Genomic DNA, 22,272 nt, shown 5'->3' with positions numbered 1-22,272 from the left:
TCCTGACCCTAAGCCGTCAGGCGCAGGCTTCGTAGCGCGGAGGCTATTTTCAGCTCCCGCGCTTCATCGGCATCATTGCCGTCTTCACGGTGCCACGCCGCCGAAAGGCAGCCGTAAGCAAAAGCATAATCCAGAACATAGGCTGGATCGCGTTTGAGAATTGGCGCGAAATGCTCAGCCATGTGCTTTGCGCGTTGAAGATCAAGGCACAGATCATCGCGATCAAGCGGATTGTAGAAGATATTGGCGGCATCGAATGCTGCATCACCTATCAATCCATGTGGATCGATCACCAGCCACCCGCGCGGCCCAAAAATGACGTTCTCGTGGTGAATATCACCATGCAGCGGAATGGCGCTATGTGGCGATGACAGAAGGCGTTGGGCAAGGGATGCGGCTTCCGCATAGACCGGGCTTTCATTGGCGACTGCAAACAGACCTGCGAAATGCTTATCCAAAGGCTGCAGATCAGTGGGAACGGCAGCGGGAGAAGGCTGATGCAGTGCAGCCAGAACCTCACCGAAAACTGTCAGGCACTCACCGTCTTTACCGTTCTTCAGGTGCTGATCAAGATGATAGCTGCCCGCATATTCGAGCAGCATTGACGTGCCCTTGAGGTCGTAAAGCTTTGCAGCGCCGTGACCGTCACGCCATGAAAGATAATGCGCGCCACGCAATTCCTCCATTCCTGCAGGCTTCAGCTGCTTGATAACAAAAACCTCGTCTGGATAGTCGTTGCGTTCGACTTTCCAGACGAGGCTTGAATGTGTATCAGCCAGTGGCTCAAAAGAGCCGATATTCCATTCGGCAGGGAATATCGGCCTTTCCGTCATCAGGCTTTTCCAAGCATCAGGTTCATGTTCTGAACAGCGGCACCCGAAGCACCCTTGCCGAGATTGTCGAGCAGCGCCACGAGATTGACCTGATTGTCACCTTCCGTGCCAAACACGAACAGCTTCATGCCATCCTTGCCTGCAAGCTCCTCAGCATCGACGCGCGCAAGCTTGCTGCTTTCATCAAGCGAAACCACTTCCACAATATCCTGACCGGCGTAATGTGCAGTCAGAGCGGCATGAATATCCTTGAGCGATGGAGTGCCTTCTAGCTCGGTAACAAACAGCGGAACCTGAACGATCATACCCTGCGGGAAACGGCCCACGCTTGGGCTGAAAATCGGACGACGATCCAGACGGCCATGCAACTGAAGTTCCGGCACATGCTTGTGGTGCAACGACAAGCCGTAAAGGAAGTTATTGGCTGCGAGATGCTCTGGATGGTTCTTGTCTTCCATCTGCGCGATCATCTGCTTGCCGCCGCCCGTGTAGCCGGAAACCGCGTTGACGCTGATCGGATAATCCGCAGCCAGCAGGCCAGCGTCGCGCAATGGGCGCACCAGTGCGATTGCACCCGTCGGATAGCAGCCGGGATTGGCAACGAGCCGTGCCTCAGAGATCCGCTCACGCTGTCCTTTTGCAAGCTCTGCGAAACCATAAGCCCAGTCGGCATGTACGCGATGTGCCGTTGAGGTATCGATGATGCGGGTCGAGTTGTGACCTTCCAGCAGTGTGACAGCTTCCTTGGAAGCGTCGTCCGGCAGGCAGAGGATCGCGATATCGGCAGCGCGCAGATAGTCGGCGCGCAAATCCTTGTTGCGTCGCTCGGCTTCCGGGATGGAAATAACTTCAAGATCGTCGCGCTCGGCAAGGCGGGTGCGGATTTGCAGACCGGTGGTGCCGTGTTCGCCGTCGATGAAGATTTTCGGTTTCATGCGCTTTGCCTTTAGATTTCAGAAAGTTACATCAATATTCGGAATCGATTTTTCAGCTGCTTGAACCAGTTTCTGAGCTTTATCTATCGTCGTCGTGCTTTTTGTTCAGCCAGCAATCCAAGATAGTACATTGCAATGGTTGCTCCGGCGATTGCCGTTATATCAGCATGATCATAAGCCGGTGCAACCTCAACAACGTCCGCACCCACGAAATCAAGCGAAGTGAGCTTACGAAGAACGGAAAGCATTTTCGCAGACGAAGGGCCCCCGGCAACAGGTGTGCCTGTTCCTGGCGCAAAGGCTGGGTCGAGGCAATCAATGTCGAAAGTCAGATAGGTCTTCTTGCCAGCGATGCGCTTGAGAATTTCGTCAGCAATTGCCTGCGCCGACGTATCCTCGACTTCGTGACCATAAATGATCTTGATGCCGCAATCTTCCGGCGCATGTGTGCGAATACCGACCTGGATCGAATGTTCGGGGTCGATAATCCCGTCACGAACGGCACGCGCGACGAAAGAGCCGTGATCAATGCGTTTGCCATCGTCGAACCAGGTATCCTGATGGGCATCGAACTGAACGAGCGCCAGCGGACCATATTTTGCAGCGTGAGCTTTGAGCAGGGGCCAAGTCACGAAATGATCGCCGCCAAGCGTTAGCAAAAATGCATCTGATTTGAGGATTTTTGCGGCTTCCCGCTCGATAGTCGCTGGCGTCTTATAGTGATTGCCATAATCAAGCAGGCAATCACCGTAGTCGATGACAGCAAGGTCTTCGAACAGATCGCGCTCGAATGGATATTGCGGATCATTGTCGAAAATTGCCGATGCACGCCGAATGGCCTGCGGACCAAACCGTGCGCCCGGACGATTAGAGACCGCCGCATCGAACGGAATACCCCAGACCACGGCTTCAGCACCTTTCAGCGATTTACTGTAAAGACGCCGCATAAACGACAGCACACCCGCATGGGTGGGGTCGGTGGCAGCACTTGTCAGGCTGCGAGCGGTGAAAGCATGGTCAATCGTCTTAGAGGGCATGGCCGGCTCCCGGATGGTGTCTCAACTCTCATAGCGCTTCACGAAGCAAAATGGGAGATTGCTTTATGCGGTTTTAAAGCATGTCGCGGAAAAGTGGGAACCGGTTTTCCGATAACGATATGCTTAAAATCAAAAAAGATGGAGCGATCATGATGATTACGATTAAGTGCGACGCGCTCTATCTTCAAACCCGTAAGCGCGTTCTACACGCGCAATGCGAACGCAATAAGTTTCATACCACTGCTGGCGACCAAGCTTTTGCGCCACAAGATGATCAACGTCGCGCTTCCATGCGCGGATGCTGTCTTCATCCACCCAGAATGAATTGGTGATGCCGAAACCTTCTGCATCGCGCGCACTCTCAACGCCAATATAGCCGGGCTGCTTTGCAGCAAGCTCCGCCATGCGGTCGGCCATTTTACCATAGCCATCATCATCGCCCAGACGTTGCGACGAAAACGAAACAACGAAGTAGGGTGGTTGGGGTGTATGAGCGAAGCGTTGCGACGGCATTTATTGTTTCCAGCTTTACAATCCGGTGATCAATAACAAAAAAGCGGACCCGAAGGCCCGCTTTTCTGTAATTCCAAAGCGATAAATATGAATGCTTCGAGAACTGGCCTGAAGCGTACTAACGCTTCGAGAACTGGAACGAACGGCGAGCCTTGGCCTTACCGTACTTCTTACGTTCAACAACGCGGCTATCGCGAGTAAGGAAGCCACCCTTCTTGAGAACCGTGCGAAGGCCTGGTTCGTAGTAGGTGAGTGCCTTGGAGATGCCGTGACGAACAGCACCGGCCTGACCGGAAAGACCGCCGCCAACAACAGTTGCGACAACGTCGAACTGACCAGCGCGGTTCGAAGCAACGATTGGCTGCTGCAGGATCATCTGCAGAACCGGACGTGCGAAGTATGCAGCAAATTCTTTGCCGTTGACTGTGATCTTGCCAGAACCTGGCTTGACCCAAACGCGAGCAATCGCGTCTTTACGCTTGCCGGTCGCATAAGCGCGGCCCTGAGCGTCGATCTTCTGAACGTGAACCGGAGCGGCCTGTTCAGCGGCTACGCTGCCGAGTTCTTCGAGCGAGTTGAGCTGCTCAGCCATGATTATGCATTCCCTTTGTTCTTGCGGTTCAGCGCTGCTACGTCCAGAACTTCTGGCTGCTGAGCTTCATGCTGATGTTCTGCACCTGCGTAAACGCGCAGGTTCTTCATCTGGCGACGGCCAAGAGGACCGCGTGGGATCATGCGCTCGATAGCCTTTTCAAGAACACGTTCCGGGAAACGGCCTTCGAGAATCTGGCGAGCAGTACGTTCCTTGATGCCACCTGGATGGCCAGTGTGCCAGTAGTAAACCTTGTCGGTGTACTTCTTGCCGGTCAGAACAACCTTGTCTGCATTGATGATGATGACATTGTCGCCATCGTCAACGTGCGGGGTGAAGGTTGCTTTGTGCTTACCGCGCAGGCGATTGGCGACGAGGGATGCGAGACGACCGACGACGAGACCTTCTGCGTCGATCAGAATCCACTTCTTCACCACTTCGGCTGGCTTCTGAGAAAAAGTTGCCATTGAAGTCTTCCTTGACTTAATCCCCGATCTTGCGATCCGGGCTTTTCTTGTTGCTTGTGTTGGTCGTACCAATCGTGACGACGGCCAACCGTAAGAACGTATAAAAGCGGGCTTCCATACGTGCTGGGCGGGTCGATACACAAACTCTGACAGGCCGTCAAGCGCTGTTTTTACGGCAATCTTTTAAAAAGTCAATAAAAACAATAAGCTATGATATTGGTATTATAATACCGTATCTTTTTATCGTGGTGGAATGGAATAAGTCGCGGTTGCGTGTGCAATAAGCTCACCTGTTGTGGCGCTTGTAAGGCTTATATCCAAAACGGCCAAACGCTTTCCGAGCTTGAGAATCCGTGCCACAGCTTCGACTATGCCCGGATCGGCTTTGCGGAGAAAATTGATGTTGAGGTTGGTCGTGACCGCCAGCGCTACAGGCCCGATATGACCTAAAATGGCCGCATAAGCCGCCACATCAGCCAGAGCAAAGAGAGAAGGGCCGGATACAGTGCCGCCCGGGCGTAAATGTTGTTCGTCAGCATGAAGATGCATGATCGCAGCACCTTCACTGACCGAGACGATCTTAAAGCTTTCACCAAGCTGCGGAAATTCGCGCTCCATGAAGGTTTGCAAATCTTCAATACTCATGACGGGGCTCAAGCCGGTATGGTGTGCAGTGCTGATGTTCATCTTCTCTCCCTTGAAATAAGAAATAGGGGGAGTGTGGCCGGTCTTGCAAGCATGTGTTTCTGTATGCTTACAATAAAAGCCGGAATGGCATTGGAGGAACGTTATGCAGATGTCTTCAGATAACGAGATTCGCGATATTCTGCAGTCCGCCAAAACGATTGCTTTGCTAGGTGCTTCGCCAAAACCAGAGCGGCCGAGCAACGGTGTCATGAAATTTCTGTTGGATCGTGGCTATCACGTCATTCCCGTTAATCCGGGGCAGGTGGGAAAGACCATCCACGGGCAGCAAGTCGTAGCTGAGCTTACCGACATCAACGAGCCGATTGATATGGTGGACGTGTTTCGCGCGTCCTATTCACTTCCCGGTATTGTGGATGAAATTCTCGCCTTAAAACATCGCCCGGCCGTTCTTTGGACACAGCTTGACGTGGTGCATGAAGAGGCTGCAAAAAAGGCTGAAGAAGCTGGTTTGAAGGTTGTGATGGATCGGTGTCCAGCTATCGATTACCCGCGTCTGATTGGTTGACCGTAAACCACGGAATTAATTTCTTTAATTGTATCGCTGGGAGCAAATTCCTCCTTTGCTTTCTCTCACGCAAAGCCTAACGTCCGGTCACATTATTCGGCATAGGCTGTAAGGAGGAACTCATGTCTAAGCGCTCACCAGGGATCGAAACACTCGCAGTTCACGCAGGCGCGAAGCCTGACCCAACTACGGGCGCGCGGGCCACGCCGATCTATCAGACCACATCCTTCGTGTTTAACGATGCAGATCATGCCGCATCTCTGTTTGGCCTGCAGGCTTTTGGCAATATCTATACGCGCATCACAAATCCAACCACAGCCGTTCTGGAAGAGCGCATTGCGGCTCTTGAAGGTGGTACGGCGGCTGTTGCGACGGCTTCCGGTCATGCTGCACAGCTGCTTGTTTTCCATACACTGCTGCAGCCGGGTGATAATTTCATCGCAGCGCGCCAGCTTTACGGCGGTTCGATCAACCAGTTCGGTCAGTCGTTCAAATCTTTCGGCTGGCAGGTTCGTTGGGCTGATGCGACCAACCCGACCGATTTCGCAAAGCAGATCGATAGCAAGACGCGCGCAATCTTCATTGAAAGCTTTGCCAATCCGGGCGGGATCGTCGTCGATATCGAAGCGATTGCCGAAATCGCACACAAGCATGGTCTGCCACTGATCGTAGATAACACGCTGGCATCGCCTTATCTGGTGCGCCCGATTGAGCACGGCGCGGATATCGTCGTGCATTCGCTGACCAAGTTCATCGGCGGTCACGGCAATTCGATGGGGGGCATTCTGGTTGACGCTGGCACATTTGATTGGGCCAAGTCCAGCAATTATCCGCTTCTGACTGAACCACGCCCAGACTATGCCGGGCTCGAATTGCACAAGACCTTTGGCAATATCTCGTTTGCCATTGCGGCGCGCGTACTCGGTCTGCGCGATTTTGGCCCGGCCATTTCACCGTTCAATGCATTCCAGATCCTGACAGGCGTTGAAACATTGCCACTGCGTATGCAGCGCCACGCGGATAACGCATTGAAGGTCGCTTCATGGCTGCATGGGCATGAAAAAGTGTCCTGGGTGAATTATGCGGGACTTCCGCATGACAAATACCATGCGCTGCAGCAGAAATATTCTCCGAAGGGCGCTGGCTCGGTTTTCACCTTCGGCCTGAAGAGCGGTTATGAAGCAGGCGTCAAGTTTGTTGATAGCCTTGAGTTGTTCTCGCTTCTGGCCAATATCGGTGACACGCGTTCGCTGGTTATTCACCCGGCATCAACAACGCATCGTCAGCTGACTGACGAACAGAAGGTTGCCGCGGGCGCAGGCTCTGATGTTGTTCGTCTGTCCATTGGTATTGAAGACGCCGATGACATTATCGCTGATATCGAGCAGGCACTCGCCAAGGTTTGATGCGATGAGCCGATTCCTCAGTTTTGATATCGATGGTGTGGAACCAGAAGAAAGCGCTCCTTTGCCGGAGCGCGTTCTTTCTGGTGATCCGCGGTTTCTTACGTGGAACTTCGAGGAAAGTACCGACGGCAAGCTATTCGCAGGCATATGGGAGAGCTCACCCGGAAAATGGCGCGTAGAATATGACGAATGGGAGTTTTGCCATATTCTGGCAGGCCACTCGGTTTTGACGGAAGAGGGCGGCGAAGCACGTACGCTTAAAGCAGGCGATAGTTTTGTTATTCAGCCGGGTTTCAAAGGTACCTGGGACGTTATTGAAACTACGCGCAAAGAATATGTAATCCGGCTTTGAAAGTGCCGCTTGATTGTTTGAAACTGAAAGGCCCGGTCGATTGACCGGGCCTTTCTTTTTAAGCGCCGTATGGCACCCATATATTTTTGACTTGAACAGCTCTGCGCAAGTAATCGCGACCTTGTGCTTCGCTGGTATTGTTCCAGTTAGGCAGACGGCCATTGCTGACCCATGTGGCCTTGAGATTTCCGGCAGAAGCCTTTTCAACCATCGCGCTTCCTTCCTTAGAACCGAAGTACCAAAGGGCTGCCACTTCATCATGTTCAGCCAATGTCTTGGCCAAGACATCACGCTCACCAGTGACGATGTTGATTACACCACCCGGCACATCCGATGTGTCGAGCACCTGATAGAAATCGCCAGCAATTAGCGGATGACGGCTTGATGGCACGACAACTGCGCGATTACCCATCGCAATTGCTGGCAGCACAAGTGAGACCAGCGACAAAAGCGGAGCTTCATCCGGGCAGACGATACCCATCACACCCCATGGCTCGTTCATGGCGAGCGTCACATGGCGCGACTTGGTCGAATGCACCGCGCCGTCGAATTTGTCGGCCTGTGCCGCGTAATAGAAAATGCGGCGCAGTGATGCTTCGACTTCTTCGATAGCTTTCTTTTCGCTGATGCCGGCGCTCTCAACAAGGCGAGCCACAAATTCGTCGCGGCGTGCATCGAGGTTTTCACCCAGATAATAAAGCACCTGTGCCCGGTTATGGGCGGTGGCGCTGCCCCAGCTTGATGCTTTGGCTGCCGCTTCAACCGCATTGCGGATATCTTTGCGGTTGCCAATGCCAGCCTGACCGATAACCGCGCCGCCTTTGCCTGTGACCGAATAGCTATAACCACCATCAGGACGAGCCTGCTTGCCGCCAATATAGTTCTTCATGGTGCGGTCAATGCCATCGATGACGATCTTGTCTTCACCTGATGGCGCAGCAGACGGTACGAAGCTTTCGACAGCCTTTGGAGAAGTCAGCGTCTTTTCCCAATCTGCTGCAAGATACTCGTAAAGGCCTTCGCGAGCACCTTCACGGCCGTATCCGCTTTCGCGATAGCCGCCAAAGCCTGCGCCTGCATCCAGCATATTGGTGCAGTTGATCCAGACAACACCGGCCTTCACGCGAGCTGCGAGGTCAAGCGCAACATTGATGTTTTCCGACCAGATGGATGCGGCAAGGCCGTAACGCGTATTGTTGGCGAGTGCCACAGCCTCATCTGGCGTACGGAAGGTTGTGGCGGCGGCGATTGGTCCGAAGATTTCCACCTGGCAGACCGTTGCCGCCTGATCGACCTCAGTGAAAAAACCGGGCGCAATGTAATTACCCTTGGCAGGCAACGGATTTGGTGTCTGCCAGAGTTGGCCACCTTCATCGATACCTTTCTGGATCAGATCGGATATGCGTTTCACCTGAGTAGGCGAGACAATGGCGCCAACATCAGTGGATTTGTCGAGCGGATCACCGACGCGCAGGCTTTCAAGACGCTTTTTCAACTTGGCATAGAAGCGATCGGCAATACCTTCCTGCACCAGAAGACGTGAACCCGCGCAGCAGACCTCGCCTTGGTTAAACCAGATGGCGTCGACGACACCTTCAACAGCGGCATCGAGATCAGCATCTTCAAATACGATGAAGGGCGACTTGCCACCAAGCTCCAGCGAGAGCTTCTTGCCAGAACCTGCAATTTGCTCGCGGATGATGCGGCCCACTTGTGTCGAGCCGGTGAAAGCAACCTTGTCGACGCCGTCATGACCGCAGAGGCTCGCACCCGTTATGCCATCGCCCTGTACGATATTGACCACACCGGCAGGCAGGCCAACTTCGTGGCAGATTTCTGCAAAGGCAATAGCGGTCAGTGGTGTGAGATCAGCAGGCTTCAACACAATCGTATTGCCAGCAGCCAAGGCCGGCGCGATCTTCCACGCCAGCATCAACAATGGGAAGTTCCAAGGGATCACCTGACCACAAACGCCAACCGGCGAGAAGCCCTTGAACTCATCTTCAACCATCTCCGCCCAACCGGCATGATGGTAGAAATGACGAACTGCCAGCGGAATATCAATGTCGCGCGTTTCACGCAGCGGTTTGCCATTATCCATGGATTCCAGAACCGAGAGGAAGCGTTCTCGCTTCTGGATATGGCGGGCAATTGCATAAAGGTATTTTGCACGTTCATGGCCGGAAAGCTTTGACCACTTGCCAAAGGCACCACGCGCAGCTTTCACAGCCTGATCGACGTCTTCCTGCGTTCCAAGTGTGATCTCGGCAAGCTTGTCGCCATTGGCTGGATTGGCCACGGCAATGGTTTTGCGGCCTTCCGGTTTGACGAAAGCGCCGTTGATATAATGACCGAAAGAATGGCCATGCTGTTCCAGCCACTGCTTCACATCGCCGTTTGCTTCAGGGGAAGGTCCATATTCCATGGTCTTCAGAATGTCCTTGATGGGTCGCATTTTATGTTCCTTACGAGCATTTCCAGCAAAACTGCGTGAGCGTTTGAGTAGGAGAATGCGAAATGCCAAGTTTAAGCAGCGGCGTGACGATTGGCGCTTGAATAGCGTCCGGTCACGAAGTGCTCTAATTGTCGTTCAATATCGCCGAGCATCGATGATGCGCCGATGCGGAAAAGATCGGGTTCAAGCCAGCGATTGCCGAGCTCTTCTTTCATGAGCGTGAGCCAAGCGAGTGCGTCCTTGGCGGTCTTGAGACCACCGGCAGGCTTGAATCCGACGATCTGCCCGGATAGCTCGCCATAATCCCGCAATGCCCGCACCATGGTAAGGCTGACGGGCAGCGTCGCGTTGACATCTTCCTTGCCGGTTGAGGTCTTGATGAAATCAGAACCCGCCTGCATCGCAACCATCGAAGCGCGATAAACATTGGTGAGCGTGTTGAGATCACCGGTTGCGAGAATGGCCTTCATATGCGCCTCGCCACAGGCTTCGCGCATGGCGGCGATTTCGTCATAAAGCGCCGACCAATTTTGTGTCAGCACATGCTCGCGGGTAATGACGATGTCGATTTCGTGCGCACCCTGCTCAACCGCATAGGTGATTTCTGCAAGGCGCAATGGCAAAGGTGTCAGGCCCGCCGGAAAACCTGTTGCCACAGAGGCTACGGGAATGCCGGAGCCCTCCAGTGCTTTGACTGCATGGGACACCATGGTCGGATAAACACAGACTGCGCCGGTGGTTATGCCTGCATCGAGCAGGCCGAGGGCTTCAAGAATGTCATCGCGCACGGGGCGGCGCGCCTTGGCACAAAGTCTGCGCACGCGTCCGGCGGTATCATCCCCGGCGAGCGTCGTCAGGTCGATGCACTGGATTGCACGAATAAGCCATGCTGCCTGATATTCTTTCTTGATCGAACGTCGCGCTGGCAGCGTTGCAGCGCGACGTTCCGAGGCGCTGCGGTTCACGACAACATCTTCAAACCATTCAGGCTTGAGCGGCGTGCCATTATTGCGGGGAAGGGTTTCGGTCATTGTATTGTCCGTCTGTGAGGTTTGTTGACGTTCAAGAGCACTTAGGCGCGTTCGATCAAAGGCGCGTGGTCACGGCAGAACGTTTCAAATTCATCGGCACTGGCATAAGCCTTTTGCGTGCCGGGTCGGGTGATGGAATGAGCGGCATAAAGGGAGGCTTTGCGAAGTGCAGCTTCCATATCGCCCGTCTCCGCATAGAAGCGGGCAAACGAGCCGATAAAGGCATCGCCTGCGCCTGTCGTGTCTTTCGGTGTGACTTTGACCGGCGGGATATTGACGATCTCAGTTGCGGTAATCATGCATGCGCCACGTCCGCCGAGTGTCACGATGACCGTGCGGATACCGCGCGCAATCAACGAGCGAGCGGCAACGACAATCTCATCATCCGTGCTGGTTGGAAGGCCAGACAAAAGAGCAAGCTCGCTCTCGTTGGGCACGAGGAAGGTCACTTGTCGGATACGCTCAGGATCAAGATCAGCCGCAGCAGGCGCGGGGTTCAAAATAGTTTCGATGCCATTTTCAGCAGCAAAAGCGATTGTGTGGTAGACGGTCTCGACCGGCACTTCCATCTGCATTAGGATCAGGCCGCACTGCTTCAGATCACTGGCAGCCTTGTCGACTTCGGCTGGTAGGAGGTCTGCATTGGCACCTTTGACGATCAGGATCGAGTTTTCGCCTGAAGGTTCGACAAAGATAGGGGCTACACCGCTCGACTTGCCCGATACTTTGAGAACGTGTCGCGTATCGACGCCAAAGCTATTGAGATTGCGGATCGTATTATCGGCAAAGACGTCGTCGCCAACGCGGGTTACCATCATCACGTCGGCACCGAGGCGTGCAGCTGCAACAGCCTGATTTGCCCCCTTGCCGCCGCAGCCAATTTCGAACGTTGGTGCTTCAAGCGTCTCGCCGGGGCCAGGCATACGGTTCACATAGGTGATGAGATCCACCATGTTGGAGCCGACCACTCCGATCTTTCTGGTCATGAGAAGTTCCTTTGAAATTTCAGAGTGCCCTGATCTTGGCTTCAAACTGTTCGGCGGTAGGCTGATCGAGATAGCCAACGCGCACGGGGAAGATGGCGCGCTCACCCGACGCCAGTATCCGCACATTGTTCTTGGCTTTTTCGGCGAGATAGCCTTCCGGCTCGCAAGTGGATGGCAGGGCAAAGGCTGCAACCTGCGCATCACCGTTGACGAGAATCCAGCGTACGGTTTTCGGGAAAGCCTCAACCGGATAGGAGATCGCAAAGCCGTCACCATCAGCAAGCTGCATCATCTGATGCGTCTTGCCATCGGCATCGGTTGGTAAGCCACGAATGTAGAAGACCTGTTCGGGATCGTAGCGTTCCGGTTCATCCAACACTTCCATCACGGAAGGATCTGCGGCTAGTTCATCAATCAAGGAGAGGTAATCGTCATTGGGTGTCACATGGCCCGGAACGGCCGTGCGAACCTGCACCTGATCTGGTGTAAAGGCGACCGGCTGCACAATGCGCGCGTCTTCGTCATAGGCGAAATTGACGTGGCACATATACATCAGCTCCATCGGAGCCGATGACAGGTTTTCAACATCCATGGTGATGTCGAAGAGCGTTTCCTTTGCATGAAGCCGAACGCTTGGCCGCGCGAGATAATGCGCGCCAAAGCCCATGACATATTCATATTCGCCAGTGACTTCGACAAAGCTGCCATGTTCATCCGCGCCGAACAAAAGCCCCGCCTTGTCCATCTTTGCGCAGGCCATTTCACCATGCAGAAGGTGATTATCCTGTGGCGAAGGGCAACCATTGCGCAAGATTCCGCTGTGAAAAGCAAAGCATCCATAAGTCTCGACGATGGTGGTTGCCGGACGCGGCATGGAGAAGCTGTTGCCCATGGTAAGGTCAATGCCGTCGAACTCTGCGCCCCATACCATCTGCCCCATGAATGGAAGCACGATGATATTGCCGCGCTCGTTTTCGATCAGTAGAGCTTCGATGCCGCTTGGATAGCGAAATGCCGTCACACTCAGCCCGTCTGAACTGGCAATGACATGCGGCTGTTCGACAAAGTCCTGACGACGAAGATGAAATTCAATATCCTGCATTTGGGATCACCTGCCTTGATTGCGCGAAGCATTGATCGCGATGACGAGGATGAGGAACGCACCCCAGATGAAGTCGATCAGGTGGTTGGAGAACCGCATCATCTGAAAGCCGGAGGAAAGAAGCATGAGAGCGATCAGCGCGATGGCGATGCCCAGCACACGCCCCTTGCCACCAGCCGGATTGGTGCCGCCAAGCACGGCGATCAGAACCGCCTGCAACAGATAGGATGCGCCATAATCGGACTTAGCCGCATTGGTACGTCCCGACAAAATGATCCCAGCAAGCGAAGCGAGAACGCCCGTAAGCATGTAGGAATAAAGGATCATGCGTTCTTTGCGGATGCCAGCAAACACGGCTGCGCGCGGGTTGGTGCCGATCAGCATCAGATTGATACCAAGCGTGGTGCGCGTCAGCAAAATTCCGACGAGAATGCAGACCACGATGAATAGAAGGAAAGGCGTGGCGATGCCCATGATCTTTCCATTGCCTACCCAGTTCCAAGCATCCGGAAAACCAACGATGGCAGGCCCACCGGTAAGCACCAGCGCCAGTCCCATCAGAACCTGGCCTGTGCCGAGTGTTGCGAGGATCGGCGTGATGCGCAGTTTGGCGATCAGCAGCCCGTTCACAAGGCCTGATAGAAGCCCGATGAGTATCGCAAGCAGGATACCAATGACCGTGTAAAACAACATTCCAGAGCCTGAAGTGTGGGCTGCCTGCACCATGGATGAGTGGAAATAGACGCCAGCGACAATACCCGCCAGATTGGCAATGCCGACCACCGAAAGATCAATGCCGCCCGTCAACATCGCAATCATCATGGCGACGGAGAGGATGCCCAACTCCGGCATGATGTAGCTGATTGATTCAAAGTTGTAGTAACGCAGGAACTTGTCCGGGTTCATCCAGGTCATCAGCGCGAACACAAGCACGGTGATCACAACGAGCTGGATGATATTGTTGTCTCCGCCAAGGATGCGGCGCATGTCGAAAGACTGTTTCATGTCGCTTTCTCCCTTCAGGCGATGCTTTTGCGATCGCGCCACGCCGTGATGGCGGTTGCTGCGATGATGATGAGGCCGACCACGACACGCTGCCATGTGGTGTCGACCTTCATGATGATGAGCGAGTTTTTGACCATCACGAGCATGAAGACACCCATGAGTGTGCCAAGCACTGTTCCGCGGCCGCCGAAAATCGACGCACCACCGAGAACCACGGCTGCGATCACATCGAGTTCGAGGCCTACAAAATCGCGCGGATTGGCAAGCCAGATCATGGATGAATGCAGCAGCCCTGCAAAACCTGCCAAGGCACCCGCCACGCAATAAACGAAGAAGATCGTGCGGCGCGTGTTGAAGCCGACGCGCTTTGCGGCTTCCGGCGAGCCGCCATAGGCATAAACACTGCGTCCGATCATCGTATGGCTGAGGATCAGGTGGATCAGCAATGCAAGCGTGAGATAGACGAGGAACATCGCGGTCAGACCAAAGGCTGTGCCGGAGGCAGAGGTGAGCGAAATCACGTCTGTCTTGCCAAACTCGATCAGCTCTTTTGGCATCTTGTTGATATTGACGATGCTGGTGCCAACAAGACCCAGCACAAGGCCGCGCACAATGGAGCCGGTGCCGAGCGTCACGATCAGCGGGATCATCTTGAAGCGATGGATGATGAAGCCGTTAAAGGCACCGAGCAGCAAGCCGATCAACGTTGCCGCGACAAACGGAATGAACACACCATCATAGCCAAGGTAAACCATGGCGCGGACGGTCAGATACATTGCCGCAATAGCAAAGGCCGTAAACGATACGTCGATGCCGCCGGAAATCATCACCAGCAGAACGCCAAGCGCCATGATGCCGATCACGACATTGGAACGTAGAAGCCCGAAAATATTATCCAGTGACCAGAAGGCGGGGTTGATAAGACCAATAATAATCATTGCGGCGAGAAGCACACAGGCAATGATGAATTCGGTACTGCGAAAGAATTTCATGTGCCGGTTCCTCAATTCAAGGTCTTGAGCCGGTCATTGACGGCGTCTTCTGTCATGTTTTCACCGGAGAGTTCATCGACGAAACGTCCACGATGCATCACCAGCACACGATTGCAGTTTTGAACCAGCTCCGGCACATCATCGGAAATCATCAGAACGGACAGACCTTCATCCTGTGCGAGTTTGCGGATGATGTTGTGAATCTGAGCCTTTGAACCCACATCAACGCCAACCGTTGGCCCGTTGAGGATCAGGATTTTAGCGCCAGTCAAAAGCCATCGCGCCAACACAACGCGTTGCGCGTTGCCGCCGGAGAGATGGTTGACGGGTGTATGCGGGCCGGGCGCAACAATATTCATTGCCGAGAACATATCGCGCGTTGTCGCGTCCGCTTTTTTGCGATTGATGAACAAACCACGTACGAATTTCTCAATCGACGTCACAATGATATTGCGCTCAATCGACTGGGTGAGGAAAAGCCCTTCCGTGAGGCGATCTTCCGGCACATAAGCAACGCCGCAGGCAATGCCTTCCTGCACGGTTTTGGGATGAACAGGCTTGCCATCGATCCGCACATTACCGGTAAAGTCAGGCTTCATTCCAAAGAGAGCCAAGGCAAGCTCGGTACGGCCAGAACCGATCAGGCCGGAAATGCCAACAATCTCGCCTGCATGAAGCGTGAGGCTGGCTTTTTCCACTGAACCGGGAACCGAGAGATTGTCGACCTCAAGGCTCGGAACATGGGTCGCGCCTTCACGGGCAACCCATTGGTAGCTGTGTGCCGTCAGTTCCTGGCCCGTCATGGCGCGGGTGATCGCCGGTTCGTCAAACTCGTTAATCGGGCCTTCCGCGACTTTCTTGCCGTTGCGGAATACAGTCAGCCGCTCGCTGATTTCCAGCATTTCGCGCATCTTGTGGCTGACGAACAGCACGGCGATGCCCTGTGCCTGAATATCGCGCACGATCTTGAACAGCGCGTCGACTTCATGTCGGGTAAGCGCAGTGGTTGGTTCATCCATGATCAGAAGCCGCGCGTCGGCCATAACGGCGCGCGCTATTGCAACGATCTGCTTGCCGGATGTTGGCAGGCTGTCCACATCGGCATCCAGATCCATCTGAACACCGAGACGATCAAGCGCCTGCTGCGCAAGTTCGCGCACGCGCTTCCAGTCGACAGCTTTTCGGCCTTCCATGAGAAATGTATTGATCGCGAGATTCTCCGCGACCGTCAGGTTTCCGAACAGGGAGAAATCCTGATAAATCACCTGAATGCCATGATGTACGGATTTGACAGGATCGAGCTTGCCGACCGTCTTGCCGTCGATCAGAATTTCACCGTCTTCGGGTGTGTAAACACCGGACATGATCTTGATTACAGTGGATTTGCCAGAGCCGTTTTCGCCAGCTAGGCAGTGAATTTCGCCGGGCTTGATGGTAAAGGACACGTCGTCCAGCGCTTTCACGCCGCCAAAGCGCTTCCCGATATGGCGCAATTCGATCAGATTTTCAGTCATAGAGGCCTCGTGCAAGGCTGCAAATGCAGATGGAATGGGGAGAAAGAGGCGGGGGCCTCTTTCTCCTGTTCAGCAACGATTAGAAGTCGTACTGATCCATGTTTTCCTTGGTCACGCCGACCCAGCCTGCGCCGTAGAGCAGGTTTGGCATGGAAGCGTCGGGAGCGATCAGGCTTTCATAGCCAGGCAGACCGAGATTAAGGCCAGCCTTGATTTGCTCATTCTTCTTTTCAAGGGCTGCAACGGCCAGCATGTTCATGGCATAGCCCGCGACTGCCGGGTCCCAGAACTGAATATACTGAACATCGTCATTCTTGATGTACTCACCGGCAACCGACACAAGACCGGTGCCAGCGAATGAGACTTTACCCTTTAGTCCGCCTTCAGCAATCAGACGACCGGCACCGGCTGAAGTAGGCATTGGCGCGCCCAGAATACCGGTGATGTCAGGATAGGCGGTCATTGCTTCCTTGAGCTTGTTGTAATCGGTATTTGCATCGTCATAGGTTTCGAGACGTTCAGTCGCCTGCGACATTTCCGGGAAGTTGGCCTTCTGATACTCAACGGCACCATCAACCCATTCCATCTGTGACTTCGAGGTCAGGCTGCCAACGGTGGCAACATATTTGCCCTTGCCGCCCATCGACTTGCCCAGTTCCTTCATAAGGTTGGCGCCGTAGGCCTTATTGTCGAAAGCTTCGATGTCATAGTCGACATTCTGAATGTTGGAAGCTTCATGGCTGATAACGACGATGCCGCGTTCACGAGCCTTCTTCAAGACTGGTTCCACAGCCTCAACCGAGAACGGTACGATGGCAATAGCGTCAACGCCCTGAGCGATCAGGTTTTCTACGATCTGAACCTGAGCGGCCGCATCTGCCTGACTTGGACCAACCATCCAGACGTCATTGCCGGTATCGGCCTTGAACTGCTCAACGCCGTCACGCATACGGTCGAACCAGGCAATGCCGTCAACCTTCACAACTGTCGCGATCGTGTATTTCTTGTCGTTTGCCGTCGTGATCAGGTCTTTATTGATTTTCGACGTATCGACGACGCCTTCCGCAAAAGCATGTGGCACGGCAACAGACATCGTAACAGACGCGGCAATAGCCATGGACGCGATAAACTTCTTCACCGGTATTTCCTCCCTGGAAACGAATAGCCCCCGCCAAAAGCGCTTCCGCGCAGGCGAGATTGGTGACTACTGATTTTTACGCTGATGCTTTGCAGACTGCTGCTGACACCAGTGTCTCCTCCATTGCGACCATCAACGCTGGATAAGTCGCAAATTCCTCTTTCTTGGCGCAGGCTGCCTGAAGCGTTGTGGCCTGCTGCAAATTCCTATTGTCAGATCCTCCCGATAATGCGAATTATAATGTTATAATCCGATCATTATGTTTGGATCGTTTCATATTTCTGTTTGACCTGTCAAGTATGCACCATCGCAATTGCACCAATTGATGTGGCAAGCTAAACGGGGGTGAACGGCAACCGAAATGGGGAATCAGTGAGCAGGATCAGTCGTAAAGACGAACGGATTGCCGAACTTGCGGCTCTTGTTGAGGAAGCGGGAGTGCTGCGTCTTCGCGATGCAGCCACGCGGCTGGGCGTTTCGGAAATGACAATTCGCCGCGATATCGGGACCGATTCCGGGCCGCTCAATTGTTTGGGTGGTTACATTATTCCTGTGCAGGATAACGGTAACGGCAGCGATTATGTCTTTGATCTTGAAAAAGATTGTCATGCCAATGCAAAAGCGCAAGCCTGCGCGGCAGCCGCAGCGCTTATCGAGGCGCATGACACTGTTTTTATTGATTGCGGCACGACAACGCCATATCTCGCGCAGCAAATACCGCAAAACCAGCACATCACCGTGGTCTGTTATTCGCTGAATATCGCCGAGATTCTATCGCGCCGGGATGATGTCCGGCTCATCGTGCTCGGTGGGGTTTACCACCCGGAAGCCGCGTCTTTCTCAAGTGATGAAGGCATAGAGGTTCTCAAGCGCGTCAATGTCAACAAGGCTTTCTTGTCGGCAGGCGGTGTTGATGAGCAACACGGAGTCACCTGCTCGCACTTTCATGAGGTGCCGGTAAAGCAGATGGCGATGCAGCGCGCGCTCCAGAAACATCTGGTGGTTGATGAAAGCAAATTCGGCAAAGTCCGCGCTGCACGCTTTGCCGGAATGGTAGATTTCGATTCCATCGTTTCAGGCTGAAATACACGTCCGTCGTCCCGCAATTAGGAAGCTTTGGTGCAGTTCAAATTTTCGAAATCGGCGCTGGTCATCACTATCATGATCTTCTTTGGTCTTTTGCTGTTGGCGACCGCAGGCGCTGGCCTTGGCTGGATAAGAAGCTTCTTAGGCGATGTTATTGCTGTAATCTTCGTCTATTTTGCATTCCGTACGGTGCTTGACGGAAACCGAGTTTTGTTGGCTCTGGCGGCATTTTTTGTAGGCGTGGCGGTTGAGGCCGGGCAATATCTGTCCAAAGTATTCGGTAGTGAAATCAGCAACCGAGCGCTGCGGATCATTCTGGGGGCAACGCCGGATTGGCTCGATGTTCTGGCTTATGGAATCGGCGGGTTGCTGATTATCGCGTGCCTTGGAGTAGGCGCTTTATTGAAGCGCGATCAAAGAATGTGATTTTTCAGCAAGCGGACTTTCTTTGAACACAATGCTCTCTTATATGTCTGTTTATCGGCTTTGCTGATGAGCGCTGGAACGCGTCTGTCGCTCGCAATAGCCTTCATCAATTAGAGCTTTTGACCACGGATGTACTGGCACTGGTAGACATTGATGATCAGGAAGGTCGGTGCATTTTTGCCCCGGCCTTTTTTGTTGCGTAAAATTCGATTGAATACGCGCACAGTACTTCAAGCGCGAAGATCGATCAGCTCATCTACCGACGTTGATGCTACGAGCATGTTTGCTTGGATTGTCCGCGCATATGCACATTCTTAACGAAGAATAGCACGCAAACTACCGGCGAAGGGCAGAACGCACACTCGACGACTTTTGAGAGAAAAACTATTTAGAGGATTGTTGGTCTACAGGGCCAGGCGAGGTTTATTGAACCTAAAGTAAACTTCATATTTTCGATCTAAGTGATTGGAAAATATGGTGGGCGATGAGAGACTCGAACTCCCGACATCTTCGGTGTAAACGAAGCGCTCTACCAACTGAGCTAATCGCCCGACTGACTTGTCAGCCGCTGTGAGAGCCGTTTAGGCTGTTCGTTTGGAGAGTGCAAGCGGAAAAATTAGAAAAATGCATTTTTTTAGTTCTCCGGCTAAAATCGATAGGCCCGCTGGGGATAACTCAAATCGGCGCTCTTATAAGAACTGCTTGTGAGAGCCTGATTCATGCACTTGAACATGCAACGCGATTCTATTTTCCATTTAATTTGAATGCGTTCGGGAGATACATGCAGAGATGTGGATAAAAGCTCCCCTATAAGAAAGCCCGCAAAATGGGGGCTTTTAAAATAAAATCGAATTTCTTCTTTTTTCTTCAGACCACTCGCTTGACACTCGTGAGAGAACCCCTTAAACGACCGCTCACACCGAACGGAAACGCCGGTGACTACCCAGCCAAACGGCTGAAAATGAAATGCGCGGGTGTAGCTCAGTTGGTTAGAGTGCCGGCCTGTCACGCCGGAGGTCGCGGGTTCGAGCCCCGTCACTCGCGCCATTTTCATTCAAGAATTCAATCATAAAATCTTGAAGAAAATGGCGCATCTCGCGTTTTTATTCCCCATGATGAAACATTCAAATCTTATGCTCAGTCACGCCTGATCGAGAGCCTTACTTCGCCGCGTGCTTAGCCGCGCAAGCGAATTAGCGTCATTATTCATATTGTCAGGGTCGGGCTATTTCGCTTTACGCTTCCAGGAGAGATAGGCGACAGACAAAATCCCGGCCAGAATGACCAGAACGTCGCCACTTGTGAGCAGATATGTGCTCAAATCTCTCTCCTTTTATTAAGCCCAGACTTTGATGCCGAAGCGATGAGGTGTGCGTACCTGCAGTTTCGTCAGCATTTGATTCTTATGCCAATGCGAAAGCGCTACGATCCTGAGGGGCAATTCTAAAAAATAGTGGCTGATTGCTGAAGGCACGCGAAACCACTCATTGAATCGCTGGCGCTAATTCATTTCAAGAATCGTGGTCATGACGATGAGAATTTTCCGCCGGTAGCGACAGGTCGGCAGAAGTGAGGAGGGGGCTGTTTTGCACTTTATATATAAGTGTGATTTTCACTCTCTATATATAAAGAGTGCTCAGCGACTTTCCTGAAGCGAAGCTGCGCCTCAATTTATTCCGTATTCGAAAGCAAGCGAGTGAATCGCATCCCGGTTTGCGCTTCGCAATGAATGTGAGCAATAGAAATGAATCGGAGGCACTTGCGGTGAATGACAGGTGCGAACTTGATTGAAAATCCGCCGTCAGTTTTGTCGCTCGCATCTAAATCGATTGATTCTATTCGCCTCAAAATGGCGAAAGACGGTTTGTCTCTAAATACTCACGAAATTATGATGTTTTCGTGCTATACGAAAATAGGGTGGCATATATGGGCTTGATGTTGCCTCTTATTAAGCATCTTGACCGGACTATACCCGCCTGATCGCGTTGGAGGGCTTGCGCTTGCGCGCATGCTGCGCTAACCGTCCCCGCGAAATGAACTAAGTTCGCACGGCATGCCTTTTGAAGCTGCTTGAGGCGACGAGGTCGCAATAGATGCAATGTGTCGCATGGTGGTAAGCTTCAAAAAGCTTATGACAGGCGGCGCAGCCTCGTATTCAAGCCGGATAAGGATCATGAACGAGCTTTTAAGTTCCTATTTGCCGATTGTCATCTTTCTCGGCATCGCAATGGTAATCGGTGTAGCCCTACTGGTTGCGCCGTTTCTAGTCGCGTACAGACAGCCCGACCCGGAAAAGCTTTCAGCTTACGAGTGCGGCTTCAATGCCTTTGATGACGCCCGTATGAAATTCGACATCCGTTTCTATCTGGTGTCGATTCTCTTTATCATCTTCGATCTCGAAGTCGCCTTCCTGTTCCCGTGGGCAGTGTCCTTCGGTGCAATCGGCTGGTTTGGTTTCCTGTCGATGATGTTGTTCCTTGGTGTTCTGACCATCGGCTTCATCTATGAATGGAAGAAGGGAGCGCTGGAATGGGATTGACCGGCACAAATCAGTCGTCGGGTTCGACGCTCATTGCTCCGCAGCCAAAGGGTATTCTTGACCCTCGCACGGGCAAGCCTGTTGGCTCCGACGATGCGTTTTTCAACGATCTGAACAGCGAACTGTCTGACAAGGGCTTCATCGTCACATCTGCTGACGCTCTGATCACCTGGGCACGTACTGGCTCGCTGATGTGGATGACCTTCGGTCTCGCATGTTGCGCTGTGGAAATGATGCACATTTCCATGCCGCGCTATGACGCCGAGCGTTTCGGTATCGCGCCGCGCGCATCTCCACGCCAGTCCGATGTTATGATCGTTGCAGGTACGCTGACCAACAAGATGGCTCCGGCTCTCCGCAAGGTCTACGACCAGATGCCTGAGCCACGTTACGTCATTTCGATGGGTTCATGCGCCAACGGCGGCGGCTATTACCACTACTCTTATTCTGTAGTGCGTGGCTGCGACCGCGTTGTTCCGGTCGATATTTATGTTCCAGGCTGCCCGCCAACGGCGGAGGCTCTGCTCTACGGCATTCTGATGCTGCAGAAGAAAATACGTCGTACAGGTACGATCGAGCGTTAACAGGGCTTTCGCAGTCCCGTTGGTGCAAGAGGGTTTATTAGAGTTCGATCCGTTTTCCCACGGATG

22 protein-coding genes and 2 tRNA genes are annotated in these 22,272 nt (G+C 53.2%); 8 read left to right on the top strand and 16 right to left on the bottom strand.

What is annotated here, in order from left to right; genetic code table 11:
* Window positions 1-8: 8 nt before the first annotated feature.
* The 7 genes from QSJ70_RS10525 to QSJ70_RS10495 form a co-directional block, all read right to left on the bottom strand.
* Window positions 9-833, bottom strand: coding sequence for an aminoglycoside phosphotransferase family protein (locus QSJ70_RS10525; protein WP_105518382.1), 825 nt, complete (start codon window positions 831-833; stop codon window positions 9-11).
* Window positions 833-1,768 carry an N-acetyl-gamma-glutamyl-phosphate reductase gene (gene argC, locus QSJ70_RS10520; protein ID WP_079211747.1) on the bottom strand — a complete coding sequence of 312 codons (936 nt, stop codon included), beginning with the start codon at window positions 1,766-1,768 and terminating at the stop codon, window positions 833-835. Before argC ends, QSJ70_RS10525 begins: the two co-directional genes overlap by 1 nt.
* An 83-nt stretch (window positions 1,769-1,851) precedes the next feature.
* A complete protein-coding gene (gene speB, locus QSJ70_RS10515) occupies window positions 1,852-2,805 on the bottom strand; it encodes an agmatinase (protein WP_285536229.1) in 954 nt (317 codons plus the stop codon).
* A 162-nt stretch (window positions 2,806-2,967) separates the two neighbouring features.
* Complete coding sequence (locus tag QSJ70_RS10510) at window positions 2,968-3,318, bottom strand: antibiotic biosynthesis monooxygenase family protein (protein WP_285536227.1); 351 nt, start codon at window positions 3,316-3,318, stop codon at window positions 2,968-2,970.
* A 118-nt stretch (window positions 3,319-3,436) separates the two neighbouring features.
* The gene (rpsI, locus tag QSJ70_RS10505; protein WP_064320455.1) at window positions 3,437-3,910 is read right to left on the bottom strand and encodes a 30S ribosomal protein S9; all 474 of its coding nucleotides are present in this window, start codon (window positions 3,908-3,910) and stop codon (window positions 3,437-3,439) included.
* Window positions 3,911-3,912: 2 nt separating this feature from the next.
* Window positions 3,913-4,377 carry a 50S ribosomal protein L13 gene (gene rplM, locus QSJ70_RS10500; RefSeq protein WP_007874511.1) on the bottom strand — a complete coding sequence of 155 codons (465 nt, stop codon included), beginning with the start codon at window positions 4,375-4,377 and terminating at the stop codon, window positions 3,913-3,915.
* 240 nt (window positions 4,378-4,617) lie between these two features.
* Window positions 4,618-5,064, bottom strand: a complete 447-nt coding sequence (locus tag QSJ70_RS10495; RefSeq protein ID WP_285536223.1) for a PaaI family thioesterase — start codon at window positions 5,062-5,064, stop codon at window positions 4,618-4,620.
* A 103-nt stretch (window positions 5,065-5,167) separates the two neighbouring features.
* Here QSJ70_RS10495 and QSJ70_RS10490 point away from each other — a divergent pair, with 103 nt between their 5' ends.
* The 3 genes from QSJ70_RS10490 (at window position 5,168) to QSJ70_RS10480 (ending at window position 7,348) form a co-directional block, all read left to right on the top strand.
* A complete protein-coding gene (locus QSJ70_RS10490) occupies window positions 5,168-5,590 on the top strand; it encodes a CoA-binding protein (protein ID WP_285536220.1) in 423 nt (140 codons plus the stop codon).
* Window positions 5,591-5,712: 122 nt separating this feature from the next.
* Window positions 5,713-6,996, top strand: a complete 1,284-nt coding sequence (locus QSJ70_RS10485; RefSeq protein ID WP_285536218.1) for an O-acetylhomoserine aminocarboxypropyltransferase — start codon at window positions 5,713-5,715, stop codon at window positions 6,994-6,996.
* Window positions 6,997-7,000: 4 nt separating this feature from the next.
* The gene (locus tag QSJ70_RS10480) at window positions 7,001-7,348 is read left to right on the top strand and encodes a cupin domain-containing protein (RefSeq protein ID WP_064320458.1); all 348 of its coding nucleotides are present in this window, start codon (window positions 7,001-7,003) and stop codon (window positions 7,346-7,348) included.
* A gap of 58 nt (window positions 7,349-7,406) precedes the next feature.
* On the opposite strand, the gene QSJ70_RS10475 is transcribed toward QSJ70_RS10480, so the two are convergent.
* From QSJ70_RS10475 to QSJ70_RS10440, 8 genes are all read right to left on the bottom strand, one after another.
* Window positions 7,407-9,803, bottom strand: a complete 2,397-nt coding sequence (locus QSJ70_RS10475) for an aldehyde dehydrogenase family protein (protein ID WP_285536215.1) — start codon at window positions 9,801-9,803, stop codon at window positions 7,407-7,409.
* A gap of 71 nt (window positions 9,804-9,874) precedes the next feature.
* Complete coding sequence (gene deoC / locus QSJ70_RS10470) at window positions 9,875-10,834, bottom strand: deoxyribose-phosphate aldolase (RefSeq protein ID WP_007874526.1); 960 nt, start codon at window positions 10,832-10,834, stop codon at window positions 9,875-9,877.
* 41 nt (window positions 10,835-10,875) lie between these two features.
* Entirely contained in the window at window positions 10,876-11,820 is a 945-nt protein-coding gene (gene rbsK / locus QSJ70_RS10465; RefSeq protein WP_285536211.1) for a ribokinase, read from the bottom strand.
* A gap of 19 nt (window positions 11,821-11,839) precedes the next feature.
* Window positions 11,840-12,922: an aldose 1-epimerase family protein gene (locus QSJ70_RS10460; protein WP_285536208.1), complete on the bottom strand. Its 1,083-nt coding sequence runs from the start codon at window positions 12,920-12,922 to the stop codon at window positions 11,840-11,842.
* A gap of 6 nt (window positions 12,923-12,928) precedes the next feature.
* Window positions 12,929-13,927, bottom strand: coding sequence for an ABC transporter permease (locus tag QSJ70_RS10455; RefSeq protein WP_285536206.1), 999 nt, complete (start codon window positions 13,925-13,927; stop codon window positions 12,929-12,931).
* 14 nt (window positions 13,928-13,941) lie between these two features.
* Window positions 13,942-14,919 (bottom strand): ABC transporter permease, encoded by a 978-nt coding sequence (locus QSJ70_RS10450; protein ID WP_112804940.1) that lies wholly within the window; start codon window positions 14,917-14,919, stop codon window positions 13,942-13,944.
* Window positions 14,920-14,930: 11 nt separating this feature from the next.
* Window positions 14,931-16,433 carry a sugar ABC transporter ATP-binding protein gene (locus QSJ70_RS10445; protein ID WP_285536202.1) on the bottom strand — a complete coding sequence of 501 codons (1,503 nt, stop codon included), beginning with the start codon at window positions 16,431-16,433 and terminating at the stop codon, window positions 14,931-14,933.
* Between the two features lie 79 nt (window positions 16,434-16,512).
* Window positions 16,513-17,571, bottom strand: coding sequence for an autoinducer 2 ABC transporter substrate-binding protein (locus tag QSJ70_RS10440; RefSeq protein ID WP_285536200.1), 1,059 nt, complete (start codon window positions 17,569-17,571; stop codon window positions 16,513-16,515).
* A gap of 372 nt (window positions 17,572-17,943) precedes the next feature.
* Here QSJ70_RS10440 and QSJ70_RS10435 point away from each other — a divergent pair, with 372 nt between their 5' ends.
* Both QSJ70_RS10435 and QSJ70_RS10430 read left to right on the top strand, forming a co-directional pair.
* Window positions 17,944-18,654, top strand: a complete 711-nt coding sequence (locus tag QSJ70_RS10435) for a DeoR/GlpR family DNA-binding transcription regulator (RefSeq protein ID WP_064320467.1) — start codon at window positions 17,944-17,946, stop codon at window positions 18,652-18,654.
* Window positions 18,655-18,690: 36 nt separating this feature from the next.
* Complete coding sequence (locus tag QSJ70_RS10430) at window positions 18,691-19,083, top strand: ribosomal maturation YjgA family protein (protein ID WP_285536196.1); 393 nt, start codon at window positions 18,691-18,693, stop codon at window positions 19,081-19,083.
* A gap of 475 nt (window positions 19,084-19,558) precedes the next feature.
* Here the strand turns inward: QSJ70_RS10430 and QSJ70_RS10425 are convergent.
* A tRNA-Val gene (locus tag QSJ70_RS10425) sits at window positions 19,559-19,634 on the bottom strand.
* Window positions 19,635-20,053: 419 nt separating this feature from the next.
* On the opposite strand from QSJ70_RS10425, the gene QSJ70_RS10420 reads away from it, so the two are divergent.
* The 3 genes from QSJ70_RS10420 (at window position 20,054) to QSJ70_RS10410 (ending at window position 22,206) form a co-directional block, all read left to right on the top strand.
* A tRNA-Asp gene (locus tag QSJ70_RS10420) sits at window positions 20,054-20,130 on the top strand.
* Window positions 20,131-21,256: 1,126 nt separating this feature from the next.
* Window positions 21,257-21,622, top strand: coding sequence for an NADH-quinone oxidoreductase subunit A (locus QSJ70_RS10415; RefSeq protein WP_007874537.1), 366 nt, complete (start codon window positions 21,257-21,259; stop codon window positions 21,620-21,622).
* Complete coding sequence (locus QSJ70_RS10410) at window positions 21,613-22,206, top strand: NuoB/complex I 20 kDa subunit family protein (protein WP_007874538.1); 594 nt, start codon at window positions 21,613-21,615, stop codon at window positions 22,204-22,206. The genes QSJ70_RS10415 and QSJ70_RS10410 overlap by 10 nt, the downstream gene beginning before the upstream one ends.
* Window positions 22,207-22,272 lie beyond the last annotated feature (66 nt).

The organism is Brucella sp. NBRC 12950, from assembly GCF_030268145.1.
Lineage (GTDB): Bacteria > Pseudomonadota > Alphaproteobacteria > Rhizobiales > Rhizobiaceae > Brucella.
The sequence above is the reverse complement of the archived record's forward strand: the minus strand, read 5'-3'. Positions and strand labels throughout refer to the sequence as shown.

Bases quoted from the DNA above. Each gene is read 5' to 3' on its own strand.
- QSJ70_RS10525 (WP_105518382.1), bottom strand. From the start codon at position 833: ATGACGGAAAGGCCGATATTCCCTGCCGAATGGAATATCGGCTCTTTT.
- argC (WP_079211747.1), bottom strand. From the start codon at position 1,768: ATGAAACCGAAAATCTTCATCGACGGCGAACACGGCACCACCGGTCTG.
- speB (WP_285536229.1), bottom strand. From the start codon at position 2,805: ATGCCCTCTAAGACGATTGACCATGCTTTCACCGCTCGCAGCCTGACA.
- QSJ70_RS10510 (WP_285536227.1), bottom strand. From the start codon at position 3,318: ATGCCGTCGCAACGCTTCGCTCATACACCCCAACCACCCTACTTCGTT.
- rpsI (WP_064320455.1), bottom strand. From the start codon at position 3,910: ATGGCTGAGCAGCTCAACTCGCTCGAAGAACTCGGCAGCGTAGCCGCT.
- rplM (WP_007874511.1), bottom strand. From the start codon at position 4,377: ATGGCAACTTTTTCTCAGAAGCCAGCCGAAGTGGTGAAGAAGTGGATT.
- QSJ70_RS10495 (WP_285536223.1), bottom strand. From the start codon at position 5,064: ATGAACATCAGCACTGCACACCATACCGGCTTGAGCCCCGTCATGAGT.
- QSJ70_RS10490 (WP_285536220.1), top strand. From the start codon at position 5,168: ATGCAGATGTCTTCAGATAACGAGATTCGCGATATTCTGCAGTCCGCC.
- QSJ70_RS10485 (WP_285536218.1), top strand. From the start codon at position 5,713: ATGTCTAAGCGCTCACCAGGGATCGAAACACTCGCAGTTCACGCAGGC.
- QSJ70_RS10480 (WP_064320458.1), top strand. From the start codon at position 7,001: ATGAGCCGATTCCTCAGTTTTGATATCGATGGTGTGGAACCAGAAGAA.
- QSJ70_RS10475 (WP_285536215.1), bottom strand. From the start codon at position 9,803: ATGCGACCCATCAAGGACATTCTGAAGACCATGGAATATGGACCTTCC.
- deoC (WP_007874526.1), bottom strand. From the start codon at position 10,834: ATGACCGAAACCCTTCCCCGCAATAATGGCACGCCGCTCAAGCCTGAA.
- rbsK (WP_285536211.1), bottom strand. From the start codon at position 11,820: ATGACCAGAAAGATCGGAGTGGTCGGCTCCAACATGGTGGATCTCATC.
- QSJ70_RS10460 (WP_285536208.1), bottom strand. From the start codon at position 12,922: ATGCAGGATATTGAATTTCATCTTCGTCGTCAGGACTTTGTCGAACAG.
- QSJ70_RS10455 (WP_285536206.1), bottom strand. From the start codon at position 13,927: ATGAAACAGTCTTTCGACATGCGCCGCATCCTTGGCGGAGACAACAAT.
- QSJ70_RS10450 (WP_112804940.1), bottom strand. From the start codon at position 14,919: ATGAAATTCTTTCGCAGTACCGAATTCATCATTGCCTGTGTGCTTCTC.
- QSJ70_RS10445 (WP_285536202.1), bottom strand. From the start codon at position 16,433: ATGACTGAAAATCTGATCGAATTGCGCCATATCGGGAAGCGCTTTGGC.
- QSJ70_RS10415 (WP_007874537.1), top strand. From the start codon at position 21,257: ATGAACGAGCTTTTAAGTTCCTATTTGCCGATTGTCATCTTTCTCGGC.
- QSJ70_RS10410 (WP_007874538.1), top strand. From the start codon at position 21,613: ATGGGATTGACCGGCACAAATCAGTCGTCGGGTTCGACGCTCATTGCT.